At 46.1% G+C, this 15,065-nt stretch carries 12 protein-coding genes; 6 read left to right on the forward strand and 6 right to left on the reverse strand.

Annotated elements, in window-relative coordinates; all coding sequences use genetic code 11:
* The first annotated feature begins 66 nt into the window (after window positions 1–66).
* On the forward strand, window positions 67–567 hold the full coding sequence (locus NWE73_RS08015) for a hypothetical protein (RefSeq protein ID WP_277577784.1): 501 nt from the start codon (window positions 67–69) through the stop codon (window positions 565–567).
* 21 nt (window positions 568–588) lie between these two features.
* Here NWE73_RS08015 and NWE73_RS08020 read toward each other — a convergent pair whose 3' ends face one another.
* Genes NWE73_RS08020 through NWE73_RS08030 form a run of 3 tightly spaced genes read right to left on the reverse strand, consistent with a single transcriptional unit; the run spans window position 589 to window position 2,468 of the window.
* Entirely contained in the window at window positions 589–1,488 is a 900-nt protein-coding gene (locus tag NWE73_RS08020; protein ID WP_277577785.1) for a serine protease spb1, read from the reverse strand.
* Complete coding sequence (locus NWE73_RS08025) at window positions 1,485–1,910, reverse strand: FixH family protein (RefSeq protein ID WP_277577786.1); 426 nt, start codon at window positions 1,908–1,910, stop codon at window positions 1,485–1,487. The genes NWE73_RS08020 and NWE73_RS08025 overlap by 4 nt, the downstream gene beginning before the upstream one ends.
* Window positions 1,911–1,913: 3 nt before the next feature.
* Entirely contained in the window at window positions 1,914–2,468 is a 555-nt protein-coding gene (locus NWE73_RS08030; RefSeq protein WP_277577787.1) for a DUF6436 domain-containing protein, read from the reverse strand.
* Window positions 2,469–2,596: 128 nt separating this feature from the next.
* Between NWE73_RS08030 and NWE73_RS08035 the strand changes: the two genes are divergently transcribed.
* The 4 genes from NWE73_RS08035 to NWE73_RS08050 all read left to right on the forward strand — a co-directional run bounded on the left by NWE73_RS08035 (window position 2,597) and on the right by NWE73_RS08050 (window position 9,204).
* Window positions 2,597–4,687, forward strand: coding sequence for a site-specific recombinase (locus NWE73_RS08035; RefSeq protein ID WP_277577788.1), 2,091 nt, complete (start codon window positions 2,597–2,599; stop codon window positions 4,685–4,687).
* Window positions 4,687–5,406 (forward strand): dolichyl-phosphate beta-glucosyltransferase, encoded by a 720-nt coding sequence (locus tag NWE73_RS08040; protein ID WP_277577789.1) that lies wholly within the window; start codon window positions 4,687–4,689, stop codon window positions 5,404–5,406. Before NWE73_RS08035 ends, NWE73_RS08040 begins: the two co-directional genes overlap by 1 nt.
* Window positions 5,407–5,759: 353 nt before the next feature.
* Window positions 5,760–7,391 (forward strand): S8 family serine peptidase, encoded by a 1,632-nt coding sequence (locus tag NWE73_RS08045; protein WP_277577790.1) that lies wholly within the window; start codon window positions 5,760–5,762, stop codon window positions 7,389–7,391.
* 193 nt (window positions 7,392–7,584) lie between these two features.
* Window positions 7,585–9,204, forward strand: a complete 1,620-nt coding sequence (locus NWE73_RS08050; RefSeq protein WP_277577791.1) for a S8 family serine peptidase — start codon at window positions 7,585–7,587, stop codon at window positions 9,202–9,204.
* Between the two features lie 2 nt (window positions 9,205–9,206).
* On the opposite strand, the gene NWE73_RS08055 is transcribed toward NWE73_RS08050, so the two are convergent.
* Complete coding sequence (locus NWE73_RS08055; protein ID WP_277577792.1) at window positions 9,207–9,812, reverse strand: hypothetical protein; 606 nt, start codon at window positions 9,810–9,812, stop codon at window positions 9,207–9,209.
* Window positions 9,813–10,008: 196 nt separating this feature from the next.
* Here NWE73_RS08055 and NWE73_RS08060 point away from each other — a divergent pair, with 196 nt between their 5' ends.
* Window positions 10,009–12,231, forward strand: coding sequence for a cation:proton antiporter domain-containing protein (locus NWE73_RS08060; protein WP_277577793.1), 2,223 nt, complete (start codon window positions 10,009–10,011; stop codon window positions 12,229–12,231).
* A gap of 22 nt (window positions 12,232–12,253) precedes the next feature.
* On the opposite strand, the gene NWE73_RS08065 is transcribed toward NWE73_RS08060, so the two are convergent.
* A complete protein-coding gene (locus tag NWE73_RS08065) occupies window positions 12,254–13,657 on the reverse strand; it encodes an aldehyde dehydrogenase family protein (RefSeq protein ID WP_277577794.1) in 1,404 nt (467 codons plus the stop codon).
* A gap of 68 nt (window positions 13,658–13,725) precedes the next feature.
* Window positions 13,726–14,658, reverse strand: a complete 933-nt coding sequence (locus NWE73_RS08070) for a gamma-glutamyl-gamma-aminobutyrate hydrolase family protein (RefSeq protein ID WP_277577795.1) — start codon at window positions 14,656–14,658, stop codon at window positions 13,726–13,728.
* Window positions 14,659–15,065: the final 407 nt, after the last annotated feature.

Here is a 15,065-nt window from a genome sequence, read left to right on the forward strand (position 1 = left end):
AGATCAAATCCCTTTAACACTGAAAATACGAAAACATTTTTAACAGTTTCTAAACAGGAGAAGATCATGAAAAGGATTTTAGTTGTTCTCGTTCTCACAATGACAGGTGTGTTTGCACAAGCAAATGACGACATGACGACTCAGGGTAAATTGAGTTGGACTTGTGGCCTGGCTTTCAAAGGTTCGTCCATGGGCGTAAAAGTGATTGTTGGTAAATTCACGACCGAATCTGTGGGGACATTGAAGTGTATAGACCTTGAAGGCAATCATTTCCAACGCGATGTCAAAGTGACAATGGATTCTCACTTTATTGGCCCGGTGGTGGGGTTGGGGTACTTTAAGTTCGCCGGTCTATCTTCAGAGATCAGTTTGTTTAATTGCAGCCCAGAAGTTTTGTTTGGCAACTACCTAGTGGCACAGGGACAGGGTGCGATTATTGGTGGCGCGGGAACCTTCGCAGCCGTGCGAGTAAAACCACCTGAAATTGCTGTGAATATCGCATTGAAGCTTGTTAAGGGTTTGGGCGTGCAGGTCGGTATTGAAAGAATGAAAATTTCTCCGCTTTAGAAGATGAAAAATCGCCGGCTATCAACGCTGCCAACGCTGTTGATAGCTGAGCGTCACTGTTTTGGATAGGCTCGAGTTTTCCGGGCTGCCAAAAAGTGTTTGATCGGAATACGAAGCGGTGAGTGTGGATTCCATACTCAGCATATAGTTGGCTACAAAAGACCAGGTCATATTTTTTTGTAAATAGCCAGTGGATGTCTGCGCTCCTTTAATTTCTATGGCGTCTTCATTCAGCATGGAGAGGCTATTTCCCAAACGCAAAGCACCCTTACTCCAGCCAAATCCCAATGTGGCGCTATGACCCCAGCCTGGTATCGCTTCAATATCGCCTCCGGCGGAAGCACTGGTAAACTGGCGAGCAAAGGATTTGTGAAGCTCTGCGCTGGCGTGTGCATCCCAGGCGTTGAATGTTTTTGTGAAGACCAGCCCGCTTCCAGCCGTGAAGAAACCGCGCCCCCGGGAATCGGTGGCGAAGTTGTTGCTGGCGTCATAAATGGACGGAGATGTGGGCAAAGTTAGCTGCAGGAAGCCCCAGCCTTTGGGTTTCCACTTGGAATAACCAAGCTCAGGCAAAAATTCGTAACCGAGTCCCGTGGAGATGTCGCCAAGCCCCGTGCTGCTTTCTGCTTCCACTTTGCGATAGATGACGGGAATTGAAAACCCAGCTTGCAATGAATCAGAAATCAAGGTGGCACCTTCAATTTTAAAGGTCTCACTTTGGTTCTGATCCTTTCGGCGCATCCATTTCCCATTTGGTAGAACGTCATCGGTGACTTGCCCATGGCTGAGCGAGGTGGTTACTTGGGCTTTGTCATCGCCTAGAATAAGTGCAGGGAAGGCGAAGCCTCCGCCACAGCAACTCGCAGCGAATGACGTCGATGTGACCAATAAAAGAAAACCGGATAGGAAGAAGTTGATCATAGAGTGAGCTTTACAGTGGCTTGGTCAAAAATCGTCGTTGTGTCTTTGATGTAGAATCGAATTTCCCAGTCTCCCGGCATAATAAAAAAGACTTTATTGATTCTAAAAACACCCTCTTCAATTTTTTCGATTTTGACCGGGGAAGAACCATGTCCCATGGAAGGCATCCACAAAACAGCGGAAAGTGTTTGAGAAGGATTTTTCAGGGGGAGTGAGAGCTTCACGATGAATTCTGATTCGGCAGGAGATTGAGGGCCTTTGGTCCATTCGAGTTGAGCACAATTTTGGCTATTGGCGAATATAAAATCACAGTTGCTGGATTGCTCTGGTGAGTCTTGCTTGGTATTTTGCTGCGGATCGAGATAGTCCGGGCGTGCGCAGGCGACAAGCAATAGGGTGATGGTGACGAAAAAGATTTTCATGAATTATTCCTCACGCTGGATAAAGCAACCCAAAGCTCGGCCTTCTTTGATTCTGGGAGTTTTGCCATTCTGAATGTCGTCCAAGACTTCTTTAAGAAACTGCCTTTTTGAGGAAGGGCCGACATGGCTGTCTGTGACTCCTCCTTGATAAAGAATTTCACCTTTCGAGTTCAAAACAAAGGCATGGGGTGTTTTGAGTGCACCTAAATGATTAGCCCAAGTGCTTTTGTTATCTTGAAGAATTGGAAAATTTAAATGCGCACTTTCAAAATGAACGGACGAGTCTTTGATGCTTTCGTCTGCATTGGAATGGATGCCAACAAAAGAAAATTCTTTAAATTCAGTGGATAGTTTATTTAACAGGTCTTCGTGACTGGCAGAGCAGGGGCATTTGGCTGATAGAAAAACCAAGACTGTGCCTTTATTGGAACTTGCGACATCTACTTTAAGGGACTTGTTATTTACCAGATCCAAGCCTTCAAGATGAGTAAGAGGTGGCGTAGCAAAACTAAAGCTTTGCAACAAAAGACAACTGACGAAAATAAATGCACTTTTCATAAGCATTTTACTAGCACGGCGAAGCATCTCTGCCCACGCCACAAATAGTTGCTCCTTGCGACGCGCAGCGCTTCATTCTGAGTGGATCCTGCATTGCCGCGAGGGCCAGGCTTCGCTAAAATTTCAGCATGTTTAGACAACTTAAAGATTATTTCATCCGTTTTAGACAATATAAGCGCAGTGGCCTGATTCACAGTGATTTGGATGTTCTTCTGAATTCTGCAGCAACGCAAAGAAGTTTGGAAGACAAGCTGCAATGGCTGGTGAAGCTTTTGCAGTGGGTTCGTTATGAAGGCAATATAGATGCTCATATTGAAAAAGAGGCGGGCAAAGTCCCTGCTGCGCGCCTGCGCTATCTTTTGATGATCTTGGATCGAAATCCAACTTGGAAAGTTGAGACCGCAAAAATACTGCGTGCTGTGATTAAGAATGTCGGCGGTATTGAACTCTATACAGAGACCGGTTTGCCTCGAGAAGTGGGAGTGATCGGCGAAGTGTGGGATCGTCTTATTATGAAGATGTTGCCGACGCCACCCTTGGATCATGAATTGGGTTACCTTTTCTGGGCTCTTTTCCCAGACGCGAAGGATCCACTTTGGTTGGCCTCTATTGATCATCAGACGTTTGATAAATTGGTGGATCTTTTTAACTATGAAGTTGCTGCAGTTGAGGGGGATTGGAATCGGCTGCATACCGATTTGGAAGATGCCTTGGCCTACTTGGTGATTCAAGTTCGCGCGATAGGTCTTTCGCCGGCCTTCAGACATCGCTTGGATAAAGCGAACTTTCGCGATTCAGCTTTCTTTGCCCTGGTGCGGGGACTCGAGGAATTTCATATTGCCTATCAGGAAAATGACCGCCAGGTTTTCTTGGAAAAAGCTTCCCGCTTTCGTTTGTTGATATGGGAATGCCGTCGTGAATTGGCGCAGGTTCATAAACATTTGGATGAGTTTGGTGTCAGCATCAATCTGGTATTTCAAATCGCTCGGATTCAGGCCTATTTGAAACGGGTCGACAGTCTTGTTGAAATTCTCATCACAGAGAAATTGGATGCGAAGAAGGTGACTCAGTTCCTTGCAACCTTGGTTGAGGAAAATCAGGAGCTTCGTAGCGTGAAGTCATTGATCTCTCAGAATGTCAGTTTGCTTGCCCGAAAGGTTGTTGAGCGGGCGGCGGAGACTGGGGAGCACTATATCACTCGCACTCGCGAAGAATATCGCAAGATGGTGAGTGCCGCCGCTGGCGGTGGTGCGATTACGGCGATCACAGTTTATTTAAAGACCGGCATTCTGGCTTTGGGGCTTTCTGGTTTTATGGAAGGTGTTTTTTCTTCAGTGAATTATGCTTTGAGTTTCTGCGTGATTCATTTGGCGGGTTTTACTTTGGGAACCAAGCAGCCCGCAATGACGGCACCTGCTTTGGCGGCAAAGATGCAGGATGTGGGAACTCCCGAAGGGATGGAAAGTCTTGTTGATGAAATTGCTCATTTAATCCGGTCGCAAGTCGCGGCAATATCGGGCAACGTATTGATGGTTGTTCCTGTGACTTTATTTATTGATGCTGCTTTCTTTTTTACCCTTGGAAAACACGTTATGTCCTTCGAAACAGCTCACCATGCCTTTGAGGCTGTCGACGTCCTGGGGCCGGCGGCGCTTTATGCGGCTTTCACGGGGATTCTATTATGGCTTTCAAGCTTGGCTGCGGGATGGGGAGATAATTGGTTTGCTCTTTATTCCCTGCGAAAGACATTGGCGCGCAGTCCAACTTTAAGAACAGTATTTGGAAAAATGAATGCCCGCCGTATCGCGGTCTTTTTCGAGAAGAACATATCAGGTCTTTTAGGGAATATCGTTTTGGGTGTGATGCTGGGGATGACTCCACAGATCTTGCGCTTTGTTGGAATTTCCTTGGATGTACGTCACGTCACATTGTCATCGGGTTCCATGGGGGCCGCGATCTCAGTGATGGGTGTGCAGTATATGAAGACGGCAGAGTTCTGGCGAGCCATGATTGGAATCCTTAGTGTGGGGGTTCTGAACGTCTCAGTCAGTTTTGGGATGGCCTTGTGGGTGGCTATTCGTGCTCGTGGCATTAAGACGCCTCAACGTCGTGCCATTCGAAAAGCTGTCTTTAAAAGATTGATTCAACATCCTTTGAGCTTCTTGCTTCCGGTAGGAACGACAGTGGCAAAATCTTCTACTGAGGGGCACGGTCACTAATGAAAGAACTATCTGTTGTGATCCCGGCGTATAATGAAGAGAGTCGACTTCCTCAGACTTTGGAAGTCTTACGCAAGCTTTGCAATGAGCAGGCTTTACAATGGCAGCTTCGTGAAGTTCTGGTGAGTGACGATGGTTCTTTGGATGGCACAGCGGCCTTCGTAAATAATTTTGCCAAGAGTTGGCCTTTGTTGAAGCTTGTGAATCTTCCGCAAAATCAAGGCAAAGGGGCTGCAGTTCGCTTGGGAATGCAGCAGGCACAGTCTGAGTGGATTTTGATTGCTGATGCAGACATGGCCACGCCTTGGGAGGAGATGAATAAGTTTGCGCAGATTTGTGAAGGTTTTGATTTGGTTATGGGATCTCGCGCGCTGGCCCAAAGTGAAATCACCGTGCGCCAACACTGGATTCGTCAAAGCATGGGAAAGACTTTTAATAAGATATTAAAGAGTTTGGTGAATCTTCCTTATCAAGACACTCAATGCGGTTTTAAACTCGTGCGCAATGATGCAAGTTTCAGAAAAGATATTCTGACGAAGTTGAGTGTGGATCGCTTCGCATGGGACGTGGAATTGATTCTACAAATGCAGAAAAACAAAAAACGCATCTTAGAATCTCCCATTCGTTGGAGTCATCAAGAAGCCTCTCGCGTGCGTATGTTTAGAGATAGCTTAGAGATGTTTTTCACCGTGGTGAAATTGCGCCTCCGTCTGAAATAGTCATTTCAGTATTCCTCGGTCGCTGTGAAATTTTAATTAAGATCCCTTAGAGTTGGGTTAATTGCGTTCGCAATGCGTTATTTGCAATGAATTAATTTTAAGCAGATGTATTGGGTCAAAAGCATAGCATCTATAAGCATATGTTATAGTAAGCCCTGAACTGGTTCTATTTTTGAACTGGGGTTCCAAATTGGAACCGAGATTAAATGTCAGACTTTTTAAGATTTTTTTGGGAAAAATTATTTTTAGGTGGTTCCAAAAGAGTACTTGATAAAAGATTCAAGGTGAAATGAACTCCCTCTTCATAAGGACTCCTATAGGCTGGAGTCCACGGAATTAGGGGGGACCTAATAATGAAACTTAATGTGTTTTCACTTATCCTGTCAGTGTTGCTTGCTACGTCGGCTCAAGCTAGCCAACGTGTGATCGTGATCATGAAAGATCAACAATCCTTTAAAGCTGCTCATATGGCATTTAGAACAAACGGTGCATATGCTTTGAAGGGCTCTGGCATCAAATCTTCTTTGGCTACTGTTGATGGTCAAGTTGAAGCGTCTTTAGAAAACCTCAACACATTGATCGTTAACGCGAAAAATGATTCTGAGATTTCTAAATTGCAAGCTGATCCGTCAGTTGCATACGTAGAAAAAGAAGTTTTCCACGAAGCTCCACGTCCAGTTGCTGGATGGTTGGCAGCTCCGGCTCCTACAACTCCAAAACAAGTTCCAGGAGCTAAAACTCCATGGGGTATCTTGGCTGTTAAAGCTCCACAAGCGTGGGCAGTTTCTAAGCAAGGTGCTGGCGCACGTGTACTAGTTCTAGACACTGGTATCGATGCAAACCATCCTTCTTTGAAAGCTAACTACGAGCAAGGTAAAGACTTCACAGGCGCAAGCTCTGGTGCTGATGTAACTGACCTTGTTGGTCACGGTTCACACTGCTCTGGTACTATCGCTGGTGTGATGGATTCTTCAGGCTTCACAGGTGTTGCTCCAAAAGCAAAAATCTTGATGGGTCGTGTTTGTGCTGAAAACGGTTGCTCAAACGTAGCTATCGCTTCTGGTATCAACTGGGGTATTTCTCAAAAAGTTGATGTGATCTCTATGTCTTTGGGTGGCGCTTGGTCGACTCCTGCAGAAAGAGATGCAGTTGCTAAAGCTGATAAAGCGGGTGTGACTGTAGTTGCTGCTTCTGGTAACGACGGTTCAAATAAAGTTTCTTACCCTGCAGCTCTTCCATCTGTTATCGCAGTGGGTGCAGTTGACAACAACTTGAAAAAAGCTGACTTCTCTCAATACGGTAAAGAGCTTGCAATCGTAGCTCCTGGTGTTGATGTTATCTCGACTGTTCCACAAGGTACTGGTCGTGAGTCTTCTGTAACTTTGTTTGTTGGTCAAAAATCTGCAAAGGTTAACTCTGCAACTTTCCAAGGCGCTCGCGAAGTTTTGAATGGCGAAACGAACGTATTGGTTGATTGCGGTCTTGGTAAACCTGAAGACTTCACTGGTAAAGATGTTAAAGGCAAATATGCTTTGATCTCTCGCGGTGAAATCGCATTCGGAGACAAAATCAAGAATGCTATTGCAGCAGGTGCAACTGGCGCTGTGATCTACAACAATGCTCCTGGTTTGCTTCAAGGTTCTTTGACTGCTGATGGTTCAACTCTTCCAGCTGCAGTGTTCATGATCGAGCAAACTGTTGGTCAACAATTGGTTGCTGCTTTGAAGGCTAAAACACCTGTTAAAGCAACTGTACAAACTGTTGCAACTGACTACGCTTCTTTCCAAGGTACTTCTATGGCGACTCCGCACGTAGCTGGTGTTGTGGCTTTGATCAAAGCAACAAACAAAACACTAACTGGCGCGCAAGTTAAAGAAATCTTGAAAAAGACTGCAACTGCTTTGGGTCCAAACTCTAACAATGAGTACGGCGCAGGTATGGTTAATGCTGAAGCTGCAGTAAATGCTGCTGCTCAAGTAAAATAATCATAAGCAAAATTAGATATGATTTTTAAAAAGGCTCCCATTCGGGGGCCTTTTTTCGTTTAAAGGCATTGTTTGCTTTCTTAACATCTCCTAGTCGTAACTTGAAAATCAATCTCTCCTGAAATGAACTTTTGGTTCGAGGATCTCAACGGTTGAGATCTTTTTGAACTGCCACGGAATTGGGGAGATACAAATGAAACTAACCATGTTTTCGGTATTTTTGTCCGTAATACTTTCATCAGCGGCCTTTGCTGAGCAGAGAGTGATTGTAGTGATGAAAGACGCAAAGTCCTTTCACGCAGCGAATCTGGCTTACAAAAACAAAGATCTCACTCTTTGGAAAAGTGTGAGAATGGATGAAGAAGCTCTTAAAGGCGTCGAGCACAGTCTGGAAAATCTAAAAACCTTTATTGTGATGGCCAAGGACCAAGCAGAGATCGCAAGATTGAAAGCCAATCCGGCAGTCGCGATTGTCGAAGAAGAGGTGTTTCATCCTTTGCCGCAGCCGATGCAAGGTTTCTTAGGACGTCCAATGCCTTCAGTAACATTGCCGGGGGCCAAAACTCCGTGGGGTATAATGGCGGTGAAGGCGCCAGCGGCTTGGGATAAATCCAAGTCTGGGGAGGGTGCCCGGGTCTTGGTTCTAGATACAGGGATTGATAAGGATCATCCGGCAATCAAGGCGAACTTTGAGCGTGGACAGGATTTTACAGGTCGTAGCACGGGGAGTGATTTCTCAGATGTTGTGGGACATGGAACTCATGTGTCGGGAACTGTTGCAGGGGTTCTTAATGAAGAGACTGGTTTCACAGGCGTGGCCCCGAAAGCAAAACTTCTGATGGGCCGAGTGTGCTCTAATCTTGGCTGCTCGAGTTCTGCCATCGTTCAAGGGATCAACTGGGGTATTTCACAAAAAGTGGATGTGATCTCAATGTCTCTGGGTGGCGCGTGGTCGACACCTGCGGAAAGAGACGCTGTGAACAAAGCAGATGGTGCTGGTTTGAGTATTGTTGCGGCTTCGGGTAACGATGGCTCAGGAAAAGTTTCCTTCCCTGCGGCTTTGTCTACGGTTGTAGCCGTCGGAGCAGTTAGCGAAGATCTTGTAAGAGCGGACTTCTCGCAATATGGTCCAGAGCTTGCGGTTGTTGCTCCAGGAGTTGAGGTTCTTTCATCAGTTCCGCGTGGTACGGGTCGTGATGCCGAAACTTCCATAGATACGGGTGCTAGCAATGACAAGGTAAAGTCGACGTCTTTCCAGGGAGCTCGTGAAGTTTTCACGCCAGAGACGAAAGAGTTGGTGGCGGCAGGTCTTGGGAAGCCAGAAGATTTCAAAAACATCGACGTTAAAGGAAAGTACGCTTTGGTCTCTCGCGGGGAGATTTTCTTTGCCGATAAAGCCAAGAACGCGGCGGCCGCGGGAGCCTTGGGAATCATTATTTACAATAATGCTCCAGGTTTAATTCAAGGTGCATTGACGGCAGACGGCTCGACCTTGCCGGTAGTGGCATTTATGATTGAGCAAACTGTCGGGCAAAATGTGCTGTCTATGCTAGGGGCTGGTAAGGTTGTTAAAGCAACCGTACGCACAATTGCAACAGACTATACGGAATTCCAAGGAACTTCGATGGCGACTCCGCACGTAGCTGGTGTTGTGGCTTTAATGAAAGCAGCAAATCCAAGACTTAAGGGCGCTCAAGTCAAAGCGATTCTTAAGCAATCAGCGACTCCAATGGCACCGAATGATAAAAACCAATATGGTGCAGGATTGGTGAATGCAGAAGCAGCTGTAAACGCAGCCATGCAGGCACGCTAGTACTAATTCAGGGCCTCGGTGTTGATGCATCGGGGACCTTGATCCGTGACGAGGCACAAGGATTTTGGAAGGTGCACTCCAAAGGGGTGCACCAATTCAAAGCCATTGTCATCAGGATGGCGAAGATACCAGCAGGTTGGAACCAGCGCCATCGCTGCATTAAGGCTGCGATGTTTGAGGTTTGATAGATCTTCTGACGGGCCATTTTTTCTATTGGTGTTTGACGAGACCAACTCGAGTCCATGAGATTTTAATCGGTAGACTGAAACCTGGGTCTCTACCTGGGATTCCTCTCCAGATAAGATCGTCTGGATTGTTTTTTGGTGTTGAGCCACATCTAAAATATATGAAATTTGAAGGTCGCTGTTGGATTGCAGGTGATGGGACTTCAAATGGGTTGCGATGAGCTTTATGTCGCGATCTGAGAGGTTTTGTGATTCGCCTGTTATCTTAACGTTGCAGTACTCTTGCTTCTCATATTTTACCAAGGCCTCAATTTCGTCCTTCTTTTTTAGGATATCCTCAATTTCGTTCGCAACCGCGGCCACGCTGATCAGGGAGCTGGCAAATGTTATGAGTAAAGCTTTTAAGAGGTTGCGATTTTTCATTGGGGACCTTTTAAAGAAAGTGGCCTGATAATCCTTCAAATAGCCTCATTGCAAATCGGAGACTCGCTGATGTTTCATTTAATTGCATATAAGGAAGCTGGAGTGTCTAAAAAAACAACGCCGGAGCGCAGAATGGCGAGAGTGCGAGGGTCGCTTTTTGTTTGCTCCTGAGGCTGGTTATTAACATACTTTTTATATGCAACATCTTCCTACGGCTATTACAGATCTCGCGCTCATTTTAGGTACTGCAGGCTTCGTCACCCTTTTGTTTAAAAAACTGAAGCAGCCCATTGTTTTGGGCTATCTTGTGGCCGGCTTTTTGGTGGGGCCTAAGACTTCTATGTTCCCGTCGATCTCGGGTTCTGAGGGTGTGCAGCTTTGGGCTGATATCGGTGTGATCTTTCTTCTTTTCGCTTTGGGCTTGGAGTTCAGTTTTAAGAAACTTCTTCGGGTTGGTGGTGCCTCCAGTATTGCGGCCTTATTTGAAGTGACCTGCATGATCTTGTTTGGGTTTTTCACGGGAAAACTTCTGGGCTGGAGTTTCATGGACAGTTTGTTTTTGGGAGGGATTCTTAGTATCTCTTCCACCTCGATTGTCGTGCGAACTTTGGAGGAGTTAGGTTTCAAGAATCGTCGCTTTGTCGGCGTACTTTTCGGGATCCTGGTCATTGAAGATTTGGTGGCGGTTTTGTTGTTGGTTCTATTAACCACTGTCGCTGTGACTCGCAATTTCGCGGGCATGGAAATGCTGTATTCCAGTTTGAAGTTGGCCTTCTTCCTGAGTCTGTGGTTCGTGACGGGAATCTTTTTGTTGCCGAGTTTTCTTAAAAGAGTCCAAAAACTTCTAAATGAAGAAACTATTTTGGTTGTGGCGGTGGGGCTTTGTCTATTGATGGTGGTCTTTGCCAACAACGTCGGATTTTCATCGGCATTGGGGGCCTTCATCACAGGATCGGTTTTGGCGGAAACAATTGAAGGTGAGCGTATTCACCATCTGATTACGCCACTGAAGAATCTATTTTCAGCCGTATTTTTTATTTCGGTAGGCATGTTGATTGATCCGGTGGTTTTGCAAGAGCACTGGCAATTGATTTTGCTTCTGTCAGCCGTCGTGATCATTGGCAAGACTTTTGCCGTGACAGCAGGGGCCGTGTTGTCAGGTCAGACTTTGAAGTCGTCGTTACAAACCGGAATGAGTATTGCGCAAATCGGTGAGTTTTCTTTTATTATTGCTACCGTGGGGATGAGTTTGAAGGTCGTGAGTGCTCAGCTTTATCCTTTAGCTGTTGCGGTGTGTGTGGTGACGGCTTTTACCACGCCATATATGATTCAGGCTTCAGGCATGGTCTATCGAATGCTTGAAAAGATTTTGCCAGCTCCTGTTATTGCCACTTTAGATCGCTACAGTGTAATTTCTTTTTCTCTTGCTTCGAATAAAGAATATCGAGAGCAAGTGAGAGCTTATGTTTTGAAAATCTTCCTGAACTCCGTGATTGTTATTGCCGTATTTCTATTAATGTCCCGAGTGGTTTTGCCATTCATGCTGGAAAGACAAATGGAAGAGGGATCTGCGAAATTCCTCACCTTGTCTTTGACCTTGATAGCGAGTGCCCCGTTCTTGTGGGCCTTGGCCTTTGGTAGGACCAAACATTTCGATGCTCTGTTGGCAGAACAAGGTAAAGGCAATCACAATTATGTTTTTTTGATCTCGCGGATTATGATCGCAGTCGGCTTGATAGCGGCGATGGTTGCGCAGTTTGTACCTGGCTTGTGGGCCTTGGGAATTACAATTTGGATGGTCGTTGTTGTTGGCTATGTTTTCGCGACGAAACTTAAGGAAATCTATCAGTGGTTTGAGAATCGCTTTCTTTCTAATCTGACGGATGACGTTCAGAAGGTTCACGCCAAAAAGCACAGCCATACACTGGCACCGTGGGATGGTCATATCACGGAGTTTGCAATTCCTTCAGAGGCTCCTTATGTTGGTCAGCCCCTGCATGAACTGGGCGTGCGTGAAAAATTTGGGGTCACAATCGCTTTGATTGAGCGGGGACGAAAGCGTATTGCAGCACCAAAGGGACGTGAAAGCCTGATGCCTCATGATAAGGTTTTTGTAATCGGAACCGATGAGCAGCTTATGCGCTTTAAAGCCTTTGTAGATTCGGAAGAAGTGGTCAGCAGCTTACAGGTTCAGGAGACTCCGGAATATAGTTTGGAGCAATATTTGGTGCGTGAGAACTCGGTCTTTGTTGAGAAGTCGATCCGGGAGTGTGGTTTGCGTGAAAAAACCCAAGGACTTGTGGTTGGACTGGAGCGCGAAGGTCGGCGTATTTTAAATCCCGATGCGGTGGAAGTTCTAAAAACCGGTGATTTGTTGTGGATTGTCGGCGATCGAAATAAAATCTTAGAATTGAAATAACTAGAGTTGAGAATGCTCAACTCTAGAGCTTCCAGCGAATCATATTTTTAATGATTTCCAGCTTTTGCGACGTGTAGGGCGGGTAGATCATTCCCAATAGCTTTGCGCCCCAACTTTGTCGCAATATTCCTTTCGCGTGCGAAAAAGTGCGGAACCCATGAATTCCATGACAGTTGCCCATGCCGCTGTCGCCGACTCCGCCAAAAGGTAGATAGCCATTCGCCAGATGAATAACAGAGTCATTAATAACCAAACCTCCGGATGAAGTTTCTCGGGTCAGTTGTTCGATGTTCATTTCACTGTGAGAGTAGATGTAGAGCGCGAGTGGCTTGGGGCGTTCATTGATAAAGTGAATAACTTCAGAAAAATCTTTGTATTTCATAATTGGTAAGATAGGACCGAAGATCTCTTCTTGCATCAGGCGGCTGTGCACATCGACGTTATCGATCACAGTCGGTGCGAGGAAATTTGCAGTGACATCAATATCGCCGCCATAAAGAATTTGGCCCTCATTAGCCAGGGAGTCTTCGAGCATCTCTTTCAGGCGCGTGGTGTGCTTGTTGGAAATGATTCGAGCGAAGTCTTTGTTGGCTTTTCGCGCCTCAGGAGTTTTTCCGTAAATTCGGTTTAAATTTTCTCTGAGTGCGGCAATGAACTGGCTATACACTGATTCTTGGACAAAAAGATAATCAGGTGCCACGCAGGTTTGTCCTGCGTTTAGGAATTTCGCCCAAATGATTTTTGTCGCAGCAAGATTCAGATCGGCAGTGATGTCGACAATGGTCGGAGACTTTCCACCGAGTTCCAGGGTGACGCTGCTCAGATTTTTAGCGGCAGCCTCCATGACAATTTTTCCCACGGTCGTGCTGCCAGTAAAGAAGATATGATCAAAAGGCAGTTTCAAAAGTGCCTGTGTGTTTTCCACGCCGCCTTCGACGACGGTGATATGTTCTTCGGCGAAAGTCGCTTTGATTAAGCGAGCTAAAAGAGCACTCGTGTGGGAGGCTAATTCAGAGGGTTTTAGAACCACCGTGTTGCCAGCGGCAATAGCAGAGATCATTGGCCCCAAGGTTAAGAACAACGGGTAGTTCCAAGGTGCGATAATCAAGCAAACGCCGCGTGGTTCATAGTGAATAAAGTTTTGTGTGCCTTTTAAAAAAAGCGGTGCGGAGACTTTTTCAGCCGTCATCCACTGACGAAGTTGCTTTTGCGCATGTCGAATTTCAATCAACAACGGATAGATTTCACTCGTTAAAGTTTCCATCTCAGGTTTGGCGAAATCGTTCTTAAGAGCTTCGACAAAGTCCTTTTGGTGTGCATCAATCATCAGCTCTAAATTCTTAAGATGTTCCAAGCGAATTTCCACAGGATCTTTGCGAAGCTGCAGACTGAAATGTTTTTGATGAAGATAGAGCTGTTCAAACATAGCTCTATGTTAGAGGAGGCATTAGTTGAAGCAATAGATTTTTTAATTGCTGTAAGGCAAAGGGGACATTATCCGCGTTTTCGCTGGGCCAGGGCTCTAAGAAGTATTTCGGCCCCCAAGTCGTTGTTCATAAGTTCTGGGTGGAATTGAAGCAACAAACCACGGCCGTTTTTGAATTCAGTGGCTTCGGTGACACCATCTGGTGCGCGGGCGGCGATTTCTAAAAGGCCTCCCTCACGGTAAACGACAGACTGATGATGGATGGAGTTAACAATCAATTGCCCGTCAGCAGGGGTGATGGATTTTAGAATATTGTGTTGCGTGTTTTGAATCTCAATAGGGTGCCAGTCGTTAGCATGAGCTACGGTGTTACCAACCTGATGTGGAAGGTCTTGGATTAATTCATACCCTAAAGCCACAGAAGCGATCTGTGATCCGCGGCAAATACCCAACAGAAATCCATTCTCTTGCTCGACGTAGGAGCGAATCAAAGAGGCTTCAAATTGATCTCTGCCGGGAATGACTTTGCGGCAATGCTCATTGATCTGCTTGTACAGCGAAGGATCGACGTCATCTCCTCCCATGGCAACCATGAAGGGAAAGTGCTTTGAAATCAGAGCGAAGAGTTCTTTGGTTTCCTCGCAAGTCAGGCCCAGATTGACATTGATGGGAAGAATAAAGCTGCGCTCTTTGGCTACGGAGAACACTTTTTGAAATCCCAAAACTCGCGGTGAGTGCAGGGAGTAATCGTAGGGAAGGTTGGCGATCATGAGAACGCGTGGTTCCCATGAAGCTTCTTCCAGAAGGCTAAAACCACGCAGAGGAAGTTGCGGCAATTTGTTTTCAAATAAATTCATCATGCAGGCATTTTTCGACAGTTCAGTCAGGTAGCGGAAAGCAGCCTGTTCCGGAGTCTCGTCATGGCGAACGGGAAGCACCATCGGAGCCAGCGTGGCTCCAGAATCCCATTCGTAAAGTCGAAGAGTCTGCGTAGTAGACATAGTTGATGAACTTATCGGAAATCCGTAGTGATTCATAATGGCATTCAATTGTGGCAGAAGTGGAAACTGGAGGGAGGTCTAGAAGCATCGCGGCAGATGGCTTCGGGGCGGTTTTTGGACAAAAAAATGGGGGAGCTCATCGCTCCCCCGGATCGTATAGAGGGGAACCACCAAACCCTCTTGCGACCACCAAAAATATATTTAAAAGCTACTTTTTGTTTCGAATCGCCACTCTTGTGGGCTGGCGACCTACCGTCATCCACAAGGAGTACAGTACGACTCCAGAGTAAAAGAGGCAGAACATTGCTACATCATGTAATTCAATCATACGCGTCCTCCAATCTTGGCAATCTCGTTTTGTTCTCCTTAAGTCGGCCTTCCTTGGCCTCGAAAACTTGAAGTGCCAT

Source organism: Bdellovibrio svalbardensis, assembly GCF_029531655.1.
In the GTDB taxonomy this organism is placed as follows: Bacteria; Bdellovibrionota; Bdellovibrionia; order Bdellovibrionales; family Bdellovibrionaceae; genus Bdellovibrio; species Bdellovibrio svalbardensis.